Source organism: Tatumella ptyseos ATCC 33301 (assembly GCF_000735525.1).
Classification (GTDB): domain Bacteria; phylum Pseudomonadota; class Gammaproteobacteria; order Enterobacterales; family Enterobacteriaceae; genus Tatumella; species Tatumella ptyseos.
The window spans coordinates 55,747-68,461 of the sequence record NZ_JMPR01000027.1 but is presented as its reverse complement, the minus strand read 5'-3'; the positions used below and the strand labels follow the sequence as shown (position 1 = coordinate 68,461).

Sequence of the window (12,715 nt, the reverse complement as noted above, 5' to 3'; positions counted from 1 at the left end):
GGCAAAAAACGCGCTCAGTCTATCACAAGTTTCCCGCGGAGATGAACCGGACAACCCGCAGGGCTGTCCGATGACAGATTAACGGATCAACTTGTCCCGACGGCATCGTCCTTTTCAGGGCGCAGCACATCGATAAGATGGAAAATAACACTCAGGATCACCCCGACAATCGTTGCCAGCGCCATGCCTTTCAGTTCGACAGCACCCACCTGTATTTTCGCACCGCTGACCCCGATGATCAGGATAATCGCGGTCAGCATCAGGTTTTTTGCATTGCTGTAATCGACTTTGGCATCGATCAGCACACGAACCCCGGACGCAGCAATCACTCCGTATAACAGCAGCGACACTCCCCCCATCACCGGGACCGGGATCGCCTGGATCAGCGCCGCAAGTTTACCGACACAGGACAGACAGATGGCGATAATCGCGGCCCCGCCAATCACCCAGGTACTGTAAACCCGGGTGATCGCCATCACACCGATATTCTCACCGTAAGTGGTATTGGGTGTGGAACCAAAAAAGCCGGAGATGACCGTTGACAGGCCGTTGGCGAACATCGAACGGTGCAGGCCCGGGTCCTTTATCAGGTCGCGTTTCACAATATTCGCCGTGACCACCAGGTGACCGACATGCTCAGCAATCACCACCAGCGCCGCCGGCAGGATAGTCAGCATCGCAGCCCATTCAAAACGCGGTTTATAGAACGTCGGTAATGCCAGCCAGGGGGCTTGCTCTACCGCAGACCAGTTCACCATGCCCAGGAACGAAGCCAATACATAGCCGGCGACGACGCCAATCAGGATCGGGATAATTGCCAGGAAGCCCCGGAACAGAATTGAGCCGAACACCGTGACACCGAGTGTGACCAGCGAAACCAGCACCGTTTTATTATCCATCAGCGCGCCGTTCGCCGGTAATAAACCGGCCATACCGGCAGCAACACTGGCCAGTTCTAAACCGATAATGGCAATAATCGCCCCCATGGCAGCGGGAGGAAACATCACATTCAGCCAGCCCGTCCCGGCTTTTTTGACGATTAACGCCACCAGACAAAATAAGACCCCGCACAGAATAAAGCCGCCCAGCGCCAGGTCATATCCCTGAGGCAGCAGCAGTAAAACGGGGGAAATAAACGCAAAGCTGGACCCCAGATATGCCGGGATTTTTCCTTTACAGATGAACAGATACAGTAAGGTACCCAGCCCATTGAATAATAAAATAGTCGCCGGGTTCACGTGAAACAATATCGGTACCAGCACCGTCGCCCCGAACATGGCAAACAAATGCTGCAGACTCAGCGGAATCGTCTGCAGTAGCGGTGGTCTTTCATTCACTTCTATCGTACGCCGTGTCATTTCTTCATCCCCTTAATTTTTATTTTTACCGGACATAAAAAAACCGACATCACGTCGGTCAGAACAAATAAACTTTTACCGGCAGCTTCCGGCGAAAAAAAAGATGCAGCCACTGCGGGCCAGAGGCGCCGAAGTGCCCCCCCGATACTATACCGGCCCCGTCCCGTTCATCAGAACCCGACGGTGCCCGCCCCTTCCGGGGGCAGAAAGCGTTACCCTGCCCATGCCCCGCACTCCCGGACTTACTTCGTCCCGAAGATTTTATCGCCTGCATCGCCGAGTCCCGGAATAATGTATCCGTGTTCATTCAGGCCCTGATCGATGGACGCGGTATACAGCTCAACATCCGGATGCGCTTTTTCCAATGCCTCAATCCCTTCAGGAGCTGCCACCAGCACCAGAACTTTAATGGATTCACAGCCAGACTGCTTCAGCAGATCGATAGTGGCAATCATGGAACCCCCGGTCGCCAGCATCGGATCAACCACCAGCGCCATACGTTCTTCGATATTGGACACCAGCTTCTGGAAGTAAGGCACAGGCTCAAGGGTTTTTTCGTCACGATAAACCCCTACCACACTGATCCTGGCACTCGGGATATGTTCCAGCACCCCGTCCATCATTCCCAGCCCTGCCCGCAGGATAGGAACCACCGTAATTTTTTTACCTTTAATCTGGTCAATCTCTACCGGGCCATTCCAGCCTTCAATCGTCACGACCTCCGTTTCCAGCCCCGCCGTCGCTTCATAGGTCAGCAGACTTGCGACTTCAGAGGCTAATTCACGAAAACGTTTAGTGCTGACATCATGTTCACGCATCAGGCCTAACTTATGTCTGACCAGGGGGTGTCTGACTTCCACGATCTTCATTATTCTTCTCCCGGAACGCATTGAGCTAAAAAAAAATCGTCGGATTATATCGTTTTTTACGAAAATCGGATACTGACTTAATCAAAATCTGAGTCACAGATTTTTAAAAAAAATAAAATCACCGATCGGTTTTACGAACAGAGAGGAGAGGTGAACAACAGACTCGCAAACGTTTGCCTGCACTGCTAGAATAGCCGCGCTCTATTAAAACCACCAACCGCAATTCGCGTGGGGAATCTGCAGTGACCGACAAAACGACTCTCAGTTATAAAGATGCCGGTGTTGATATTGATGCCGGTAATACTCTGGTTGACCGAATTAAAGGGGTTGTAAAAAAAACCCGCCGCCCGGAAGTGATGGGAGGCCTCGGAGGCTTTGGTGCACTTTGTGCTTTACCGCAAAAATACCGCGAGCCAATCCTGGTTTCAGGTACTGATGGTGTAGGAACGAAATTGCGTCTGGCAATGGACCTGAAACGTCATGACCATATCGGGGTTGACCTGGTCGCCATGTGTGTCAACGACCTGGTGGTTCAGGGGGCTGAGCCCTTATTTTTCCTGGATTACTACGCCACCGGTAAGCTGGATGTCGATACTGCTGCTGCCGTGATCACCGGCATCGCCGAGGGTTGTTCGCAGTCAGGATGTGCACTCGTCGGCGGTGAAACCGCTGAAATGCCGGGCATGTACCACGGTGAAGATTACGATGTCGCTGGTTTCTGTGTCGGAGTGGTGGAAAAGTCAGAAATCATTGATGGCAGTAAAGTCAGTGAAGGTGATGTATTACTGGCCCTGGGGTCAAGCGGTCCGCACTCAAACGGATATTCTCTGGTCCGTAAAATTCTGGAAGTCAGCCAGACCGACCCGGTTGTGCAACAACTGGAAGGTAAATCTCTGGCCGATCATCTGCTGGAACCGACCCGCATTTACGTCAAAAATATTCTCAGCCTGATTGAACAGGTTGACGTGCATGCGATAGCCCACCTGACCGGCGGCGGATTCTGGGAAAATATCCCACGTGTATTGCCTGAAAATACCTGTGCTGTAATTGATGAATCCAGCTGGCAATGGCCGGCCGTATTTACCTGGTTACAGCAGGCCGGTAATGTCAGTCGCCATGAAATGTATCGCACCTTTAACTGTGGTGTCGGTATGGTTATCGCGTTGAGCCCGGCGAATGCCGATAAAGCACTGCAACTCCTGCAGGATGCCGGTGAGAACGCGTGGAAGATCGGGGTGATTGAATCCGCGGAGTCTTCTGCTGAGCAGGTCATTATCAAGTGATGAAAAAGCTGGTTATCCTGATCTCAGGAACCGGCAGTAACCTGCAGGCAATTATTCATGCCTGCAGGTCAGGTCTGCTGGCGGCAGAGATTTCCGCCGTCGTCAGTAACAAGGCCAGCGCAGGCGGCCTTGATTATGCCCGCCAGGCCGGTATCCCAGCCCTGTCACTTGACCCGTCCGCTTTTGCTGACCGTCAGCAATTTGATCGACAGATGATGGCCGAAATTGATAACTTTCATCCGGATCTGGTCGTACTGGCCGGTTATATGCGCATTTTAAGTCCGGAGTTTGTTGCACGTTATGCCGGACGGATGATTAACGTCCACCCTTCTCTTCTGCCGGCGTATCCCGGGTTACATACCCATCGCCAGGTACTGGAGAACGGTGACAGCGAACATGGGTCTTCTGTGCATTTTGTCACCGAGGAACTGGATGGCGGACCGGTTATCCTGCAATCAAGGATCCCCGTTTCAGGGGATGAAACGGAACAACAGTTACAGGCCCGGGTCAAAGCCGAAGAGCACACCCTGTATCCGCGGGTGATCCGCTGGTTCCTTGAGGGCCGTCTGGCACTGCGTGATAATCAGGCCTGGCTGGATAATACCCCTCTTCCGCCCGGCGGTTACTGTCCGGAACACGCCTATCGTTAATCTCTCTGCGCTGCCTTCCGGCAGCGTAATTCTTTTAATCTCCCGGCAAACCTCTGACCGTCCCCGAAGGAAACTGACCACTATTGGACATTTCTGCCATATTCTCGCCATAATGTGACGAGACACTGGGGCCGGAGTTCTGTCAGAGTGATACGGAGTCGTAATGGGTCAGGAAAAACTGTACATAGAGAAAGAATTAAGCTGGTTATCCTTTAATGAACGGGTACTGCAGGAAGCGGCGGATAAACTGAACCCGTTAATTGAGCGTATGCGCTTTCTGGGGATTTATTCCAGCAATCTGGATGAGTTTTATAAAGTCCGCTTTGCTGATCTTAAACGCCGTATTCTGATTGGTGAGGAACAAGGTTCCGTCACTGTGCCGCGCCATTTGCTGAAAAAAATTCAGCAGCGGGTTTTGAAAGCCGATCAGGAGTTCGACCATCTTTATAATGAATTACTGCTGGAAATGGCCCGCAACCAGATTTTCCTGATCAACGAGCGGCAGCTTTCCCCGAATCAGCAAATCTGGCTGCGGAATTATTTCCGCCAGCACCTGCGCCCGCATGTCACCCCTATCCTGATTAACAGCGATACCGATCTCACTCAGTTTCTGAAAGATGACTATACCTATCTGGCGGTGGAACTGATCCGTGGCAGCCGTAAACGCTATGCGCTGCTGGAGATCCCGTCAGATAAAGTACCGCGCTTCATCAATCTGCCGGCCGAACCACCGCGCAGACGGAAGCCGATGATCCTGCTGGATAATATTCTGCGTTACTGTCTGAACGAAATCTTTAAAGGCTTTTTCGATTACGACGAACTGAATGCCTACTCCATGAAGATGACGCGTGATGCGGAGTATGACCTGGTGACCGAAATGGAATCCAGCCTGCTTGAGCTGATGTCATCCAGCCTGAAACAGCGTCTGACGGCCGAGCCGGTACGTTTTGTCTACCAGCGTGATATGCCGGCAGAAATGGTGGAACTGCTGTGCGAAAAACTCTCCGTCTCCAACCAGGACTCTATTCTGGCGGGCGGCCGATATCATAATTTTAAAGATTTTATCCAGTTCCCGAATGTCGGCCAGCGTAATCTGGAAAATAAGCCCTTGCCGCCTATTCGTCATCGGGGGTTTAACGGATTCCGCAACGGTTTTGATGCTGTACGCGCGCGGGACATCCTGCTCTATTACCCCTACCACACGTTTGAGCATGTGCTGGAGTTCCTGCGTCAGGCGTCTTTTGACCCGGCGGTCTTATCTATCAAAATCAATATTTACCGTGTTGCCAAAAATTCACGGATCATGGAGGCCATGATCCATGCGGCACACAACGGTAAAAAAGTGACGGTCGTGGTCGAACTGCAGGCTCGTTTTGACGAGGCCGCCAATATTTATTGGGCAAAACGCCTGACCGAAGCCGGAGTGCATGTCATTTTCTCTGCGCCTGGCTTAAAAATCCACGCCAAACTGTTTCTGATTTCCCGCCGCGAAGGGGAAGACGTTATCCGTTATGCCCATATCGGTACCGGTAACTTTAACGAAAAGACAGCCCGCCTTTATACGGATTACTCGCTGTTAACCTCTGATGCCCGCATCACCAATGAAGTACGGCGGGTGTTTAACTTTATTGAGAACCCTTACCGCCCCGTCTCTTTCGATTACCTGATGGTGTCGCCGCAAAACTCACGGCGTATGCTTTATAAGCTGGTCGATCAGGAAATCGTTAATGCACAGGCAGGTAAACCTGCAGGGATCACCCTGAAGATTAATAACCTGGTGGATAAAGGTCTGGTAGACCGCCTGTATGCAGCCTCCGGTGCCGGCGTAAAAGTAAATTTACTGGTCCGCGGAATGTGTTCGCTGATCCCGGATTTACCGGGCATCAGTACCAACATCCGTGTGATCAGTATCGTGGATCGCTATCTTGAGCATGACCGGGTGTACGTTTTCGAGAATGACGGCGATAAAAAAGTCTATCTCTCGTCGGCAGACTGGATGACGCGTAATATTGATTACCGTATAGAAGTGGCCGTCATTATTCTTGACCCGCAAATTAAACAACGCATTCTTGATATTATCGGTATTCTGTTCAGTGATACCGTGAAGGCAAGGATCATCGACAAAGAGCTGAGTAATCGTTATGTGCCCAGAGGCAACCGACGTAAAGTCCGCGGACAACTGGCCATCTATGACTACATCAAAAATCTGGAACAACCTGAATAATATTTATGCCAAAAACAGATAAAAAAATCGCGAAGCCTCAGGAATTCGCGGCGATTGACCTCGGCTCTAACAGTTTTCATATGGTGATCGCCCGGGTTGTCGATGGTGCGTTGCAGGTACTTAGCCGCCTTAAACAGCGAGTCCATCTGGCCGATGCTATTGATGCCGATAATCGTCTGAGTGAGGAAGGGATCAACCGGGGTCTGTCCTGCCTGGCATTATTTGCCGAGCGTCTGCAAGGGTTTGACCCTGCCAATGTCTCCATTGTCGGGACGCATACCCTGCGGGTCGTCACCAATGCGGAAGAGTTTTTACGACGCGCCGCAGAGGTGATCCCCTACCCGATTGAGATTATTGCCGGTAACGAAGAAGCCCGGTTAATTTTTATGGGGGTGGAGCACACACAACCGGAAAAAGGCCGTAAGCTGGTGATCGATATCGGTGGCGGTTCAACGGAACTGGTTATCGGCGAAGATTTCGAACCGCAACTGGTGGAAAGCCGTCGCATGGGGTGTGTCAGTTTCTCGAATAGCTACTTCCCGGGGGGTGTGATCTCTGCCGATAATTTCCGGCGTGCGCGTCTGGCGGCAGTACAAAAACTGGAAACCCTGTCCTGGCAATTCCGGCTGCATGGCTGGAAGTATGCTCTGGGTGCGTCGGGCACGATCAAAGCAGCCTGTGAAGTGCTCTCTGCCCTGGAAGGAAAAGAAAAAACCCTCACCCCGGAAACACTCGACCGTCTTTACGATGAAGTGATCAGGTATAAATCCTTTGATGCCCTGAGTCTGCCCGGACTGTCTGAAGAACGGAAAGCCGTCTTTGTGCCGGGCCTTGCCATTCTGCGCGGTGTGTTTGATTCGCTCGGGATCCGGGAACTGTTGTTTTCTGACGGTGCGCTGCGTGAAGGCGTTCTCTATGAAATGGAAGGCCGGTTCCGCCATCAGGATATCCGCACCCGGACCGCACAAAGCCTGGCGAATCATTATGCTATTGATAACGAACAGGCTGCCCGGGTGCTGGAAACCGTTCAGCATTTACATACCCGGTGGGCTGAGCAGAACCCTAAGCTGGCTAACCCGCAACTGACCGCATTACTGCAATGGGCGGCAATGCTGCATGAAGTCGGTTTATCCATTAATCACAGCGGTATGCAGCGCCACTCTTCTTATATTCTGCAGAACTCCAATATGCCGGGCTTCAGTCAGTCCCAGCAGTTATTACTGGCAACACTGGTCCGTTATCACCGTAAAGGGATTAAACCGGATGAGTTTCCACGCTTTCTCTCTTTCAAGAAGAAGCAGTATTTACCGCTGATTTTCATCCTGCGACTGGCGACCCTGCTGAGTAATCAGAGACAGGCAACAACCCGCCCTGAATCGCTTGAACTGACCACTGATGATGGCCACTGGACACTGACCTTTCCGAAAGGTTTTTTCGACCAGAATACCCTGGTCCAGCTGGACCTGGAGCGTGAGCAAAGCTACTGGAAAGAAGTGACCGGATGGCAGCTCAGGCTGGCTGAAGAAGAATAAACGGAGGAATACCCATGGACGAAAAATCTGTCGATACCGGCCGCTTTGCAGACGATTACTTTGCAAAGAAGTATCAGCTTTCCCTGCCACACTCTGAACTCTGTGCCGCACTCCCGCACCTTTCAGCAGGACGCGCGCTGGATATCGGCTGTGGTCGTGGCCGGAACACGCTTTATCTGAATAGTCATGGATTTGATGTTACCGGCTGGGACAGTAACACTGCCAGCCTGGCGCAGCTTCAGCAGATTATTGACCAGGAACAGCTGACCGGTATTGACTGTCTGCCGGTTGATTTAAACCAGCATCGCTTTAATGGCAGTTATCAGCTGGTAATGTCGACGGTAGTCATGATGTTTCTGCAACCGAAAACGATCCCCCGTCTGATTGCCGATATGCAGGCGGCAACAGCAAAGGAAGGATTTAACCTGATTGTCTCAGCCATGGACACGGCGGATACGCCCTGCCCGCTGGACTTTCCGTTTACGTTCAAATCCGGTGAGCTCAGCCATTACTACCGTAACTGGCATATCCTGAAATACAACGAACATCACGGCGAATTGCATAAACGGGATGAGTCAGGGCAGCGTATCCGCATGCGTTTTGCCACGCTGCTGGCACAAAAAACGTCCATCAAGTAAATCCTGCCTGTCGCCTGTCTGCCGGAAAACGGTGGACAAGCACGCTATCCGTCTCCGGTAGTCCCCGCACCGCATCCGTCCCTGAAGACCGCTATCCCTTTGCCGCATGAGCGATTTTCACAGTAAAGACTACAATTGTTACTTCTGATTTATGAACAAAGGATGTTTTATGTCCGCATTACATGCCCAGACATTGCAGCAAAAACGCCACCTGATCATCAGTACGCTACTGAATGAACCTTCACTCATCTCAGCCCTGCTGAAAGGTTTTCCGGATAATCCCCGTTTAGCTGCGGATGCTCATCTGAGCGCAAAATGCCAGTTACTGGATGCTGTATCCGGTAACCTTCATGCGGCAGATATGGCCGATATCCTGGAATCATTACCGGAAGATGCCCGTCAGGCGCTCTGGCAACGGGTGCCCGTGGAGCGGCGCGGCCAGATCCTGGTCGAGGCGGCAGACAATATCCGTGAAAGCCTGACCAGTGGCATGAGCGATAAGGCGCTGTTACGGGCCATTGAGCCGCTGGATCTTGATGACCAGGCCTGGCTGGCCCGGTTTTTATCCCGGGATCTGACCGGGCGTCTGTTAACCACCCTGAAACCGCGTCAGCGTGCCGACCTGTTAAACATCATCAGAAACGATGTCGATGGCGTGGCGCGGGTGATGGACTTTAATTTTATTACCGTCCGCGGGGATATCCGTCTCGGGGTCGTCCAACGCTTTCTGCGACGTAAAGGAAAAATCCCGGCAGGGACCGATAAACTGTTTGTCACCGATGATAAAAACACCCTGCAGGGTGAACTGATGCTGACCGATATTTTACTCCATAGCCCGGAACACCGGGTCAGTGAGGTCATGAACAAAGACCCGGTGACGTTCCGGCTGGAAGATAAAGGGGAAGATGCCGCCAGTGCGTTTGAGCGTTATAACCTGATTTCAGCGGCGGTGACCGGTGAAGAGCAGCAGTTGATTGGTCGTATTGCTATCGAAGATATTATCGACCTGGTCAATCAGAAAAACGAAAACAATATCCGAAATATGGGGGGCGTCAGTCAGGAAGAAGATGTCTTCGCGCCGGTCACTAAAGCTGTACGTAACCGTTGTGCCTGGCTGGCACTGAATTTATGTACCGCCTTTGTCGCATCCCGCGTGATTGGTCTGTTTGAAAATACCATCGCTCATCTGGTGGCGCTGGCAACGCTGATGCCGATTGTCGCCGGTATCGGAGGAAACACAGGAAACCAGACGATCACCATGATAGTCAGGGCACTGGCACTGCGTCAGGTCGAGCCCGGGAATTTCTCATTTCTGTTTCTGCGTGAATTAGGGGTCGCCCTGATCAATGGGGTTTTATGGGGCGGGATTATGGGGGGGATCACCTGGCTGATGTACCATGATATTGCGATGGGCGGCGTCATGATGCTGGCCATGATCCTGAACTTACTGCTGGCGGCCTTTATGGGCGTGATGATCCCTCTGATGATGACCAAACTGAAGCGTGACCCGGCGGTCGGGTCCAGTGTGCTGATCACGGCCATGACAGATACCGGCGGATTTTTTATTTTTCTGGGGCTGGCGACACTCTTTCTGCTGCATTAAAAAAGCCCCCGCGTGGCGGGGGCTGATAGCTGACGTCAGTTACTTACCGTCGAGAGAGTACGCGATGACGTAATCTCCGCGATCAGGTGACTGACGGGCCCCGCCGGCAGAGATAAGAATATATTGTCTGCCGGTTTTCGGAGAAATATAACTCATCGGCCCCCCCTGGCTCCCTACCGGTAAACGGGCTTTCCACACTTCTTTCCCGGTTGAACTGTCAAACGCCCTCAGGTAGTAATCCTGGGTCCCGGCGATAAAGACCAGCCCGCCTTGTGTCGCCAGCGTCCCGCCCAGGGTAGGCATACCGACAGGCATCTTCATCTTCATTTTAATGCCGAAAGGACCGGTATCCTGTACCGTACCCACCGGCACCTGCCAGACGATTTTCTGTGTATTCATATCAATCGCACTCAGCGTACCGAATGGAGGTGCCTGGCACGGAATACCCAGCGGAGACATAAAGCGGTTCTTATTCACCGAATAAGGGGCCCCTTTCATCGGTACCGCACCCATCCCGGTATTCACCGCCTCACCTCCGGTATTAACACCGGTCTGTGCTTTCGGATCCGCTTTAATCAACTGTTGCCACAGCCCCAGACGCATATCATTCACGAAAATATAGTGGTTTACCGGGTCGGTAGAGATACTGCCCCAGTTCATCCCCCCCAGTGACCCCGGGAAGCTCAGTGAAACATCCGTCCCGGGTGCGGTGTACAGCCCGTTATACCGCATTGATTTGAAGCTGATACGACAGACCAGCTGATCAAACGGCGTAGCGCCCCACATATCTGATTCTTTCAGCGTCTGTGCGCCTATCTGTGGCATACCGACCGAACGTGGTTGCGTATAGCTGTACTGTTCGCCGGGAATACCGCCACCTTTCACACTGACATTTTCAACTTTCGTCAGTGGCTGACCGGTCAGGCGATCCAGCACATAAATCTGCCCCGCCTTCGTTCCGACCACCACTGCCGGTTTTTCGGTACCGTCACTGATTTTGAAATTAATCAGGCCGGGTTGCATCGGAATATCAAAGTCCCACAAATCATTGTGGACGGTCTGATAGACCCATTTCTCCTTCCCTGTCGTCGCATCCACTGCCAGAATGGAAGCACCGTATTTGTGATCCAGTGGCGTACGGTTTGCCCCCCAGATATCCACAGACGAACTGCCCATCGGCATAAAGACGGTATTCATCGACGGATCATAGGACATCGGTGCCCAGGAATTCGGGGTACTGCGCACGTAATGTTCGCCAGCCGCCAGTACAGCATTCGGATTATTATTTCCGGGATCAAATGCCCAGCGTAACTGACCGGTGACCACGTCATAGCCGCGGATCACGCCGCCCGGCATATCAGTGCTGACGTTATCGGAAATACGTCCCCCCACCACGACCGTAGTGCCTGCCAGTGTCGGTGCTGAAGTCAGTACGTATTGCGGGTCCGGTGCATGACCCATGCCTTCCAACAGATTTACCGTTCCTTTGTTACCGAAGTCCTGACAGAACTGGCCGTTATCGGCATTCAGGGCAATCAGACGACCATCAATGGTATTCATCAGAATACGACGCTGACATCCGGCGGCATCCACCGCGGCTACCGGTGCCGGCGGAATACTGCCCGGAACGGTCGGCTGAGGCACCGGCTGTGTGGCATCAAAATAAGCCAGACCGCGGCAACGCATCCATACGGAGGATTTCGCGTTGATTTCGGCTTTCCAGATCGGCTTACCGCTATCGGCATCCACAGCAATCACATTATTGTGCGGAGTACACAGGAAGACCTTATCCCCGACCTGTAAGGGTGTTTGCTGGTCTTCTGCGCCGTTACCGTCCGGGCTCAGCGGCGTATCGCCGGTATGAAACGTCCATGCCGGTTTAAGTTCAGAAATGTTATTACGGTTAATCTGGTCCAGCGCGACAAAACGGCTGCCACCGGGGGTATTACCGTAGTTTTCCCAGTTTTTCTGCATCTCATTTTTGGCCACCGGGACCAGGGGCCTCTCCTGCCCTGAAAATTCAACCGGGTAATGGGGAACAAACATACCGGCAAAGGCCGCGATAAACGCAGCGATGGCAAGCGCTCCCGGCACATAAACCCACTTCCAGGCAGAAGGACGATTTTCATAATGACGTAACGATGGCAGCAGGAAAAATGCCAGGATCGCCAGGCTGCCGGGGAACATCAGACGGGAGATTAATGGCCAGAAATTGAGTCCGGCATCCGTGACAGCCCAGATAAGGGTACCCAGCATCGTCAGCAGATAAAGTGCCGCACCTGACGATCGCAGACGCAGGATAAGCACTCCGCTGGCCAGCATAAAAATACCGGAAATCAGGAAGTACGCGCTTCCGCCGAGGCTGACAAGCCTGACCCCGCCAATAATAAAAAACAGGGCAGTCGCGATGAGCAAAAGGCCGAGCACTAAACTGCCGATCCTTAGCCACAATGGTCTCTCTTTTGATAATAATTTCATAATGTAACCCCTGAAAAAAATAGCCAAAGGAGTATACATTTAAAAACATAAAATACACATAAATAAAACAAATGAAAAAC

The 12,715-nt window shown here is 52.2% G+C and carries 9 protein-coding genes; 6 read left to right on the top strand and 3 right to left on the bottom strand.

Annotation, left to right across the window (positions count from 1 at the left end):
* Positions 1-86: 86 nt before the first annotated feature.
* Together uraA and upp are read right to left on the bottom strand one after the other, a co-directional pair.
* Positions 87-1,358: a uracil permease gene (gene uraA, locus GTPT_RS07305; protein ID WP_025903624.1), complete on the bottom strand. Its 1,272-nt coding sequence runs from the start codon at positions 1,356-1,358 to the stop codon at positions 87-89.
* Between the two features lie 242 nt (positions 1,359-1,600).
* Positions 1,601-2,227 (bottom strand): uracil phosphoribosyltransferase, encoded by a 627-nt coding sequence (gene upp, locus GTPT_RS07300; RefSeq protein WP_025903626.1) that lies wholly within the window; start codon positions 2,225-2,227, stop codon positions 1,601-1,603.
* Between the two features lie 242 nt (positions 2,228-2,469).
* Here upp and purM point away from each other — a divergent pair, with 242 nt between their 5' ends.
* The 6 genes from purM (at position 2,470) to GTPT_RS07270 (ending at position 10,157) form a co-directional block, all read left to right on the top strand.
* Entirely contained in the window at positions 2,470-3,510 is a 1,041-nt protein-coding gene (gene purM / locus GTPT_RS07295) for a phosphoribosylformylglycinamidine cyclo-ligase (protein WP_025903627.1), read from the top strand.
* Positions 3,510-4,160 carry a phosphoribosylglycinamide formyltransferase gene (purN, locus tag GTPT_RS07290; protein WP_025903628.1) on the top strand — a complete coding sequence of 217 codons (651 nt, stop codon included), beginning with the start codon at positions 3,510-3,512 and terminating at the stop codon, positions 4,158-4,160. Before purM ends, purN begins: the two co-directional genes overlap by 1 nt.
* A 163-nt stretch (positions 4,161-4,323) precedes the next feature.
* On the top strand, positions 4,324-6,384 hold the full coding sequence (gene ppk1, locus GTPT_RS07285; RefSeq protein ID WP_029990902.1) for a polyphosphate kinase 1: 2,061 nt from the start codon (positions 4,324-4,326) through the stop codon (positions 6,382-6,384).
* Between the two features lie 5 nt (positions 6,385-6,389).
* The gene (gene ppx / locus GTPT_RS07280) at positions 6,390-7,916 is read left to right on the top strand and encodes an exopolyphosphatase (protein WP_029990900.1); all 1,527 of its coding nucleotides are present in this window, start codon (positions 6,390-6,392) and stop codon (positions 7,914-7,916) included.
* A 14-nt stretch (positions 7,917-7,930) separates the two neighbouring features.
* A complete protein-coding gene (tehB, locus tag GTPT_RS07275) occupies positions 7,931-8,554 on the top strand; it encodes a tellurite resistance methyltransferase TehB (protein ID WP_025903631.1) in 624 nt (207 codons plus the stop codon).
* A gap of 169 nt (positions 8,555-8,723) precedes the next feature.
* Positions 8,724-10,157, top strand: a complete 1,434-nt coding sequence (locus tag GTPT_RS07270; RefSeq protein WP_025903632.1) for a magnesium transporter — start codon at positions 8,724-8,726, stop codon at positions 10,155-10,157.
* Positions 10,158-10,196: 39 nt separating this feature from the next.
* On the opposite strand, the gene GTPT_RS07265 is transcribed toward GTPT_RS07270, so the two are convergent.
* A complete protein-coding gene (locus GTPT_RS07265; protein ID WP_029990896.1) occupies positions 10,197-12,635 on the bottom strand; it encodes a glucose/quinate/shikimate family membrane-bound PQQ-dependent dehydrogenase in 2,439 nt (812 codons plus the stop codon).
* Positions 12,636-12,715 lie beyond the last annotated feature (80 nt).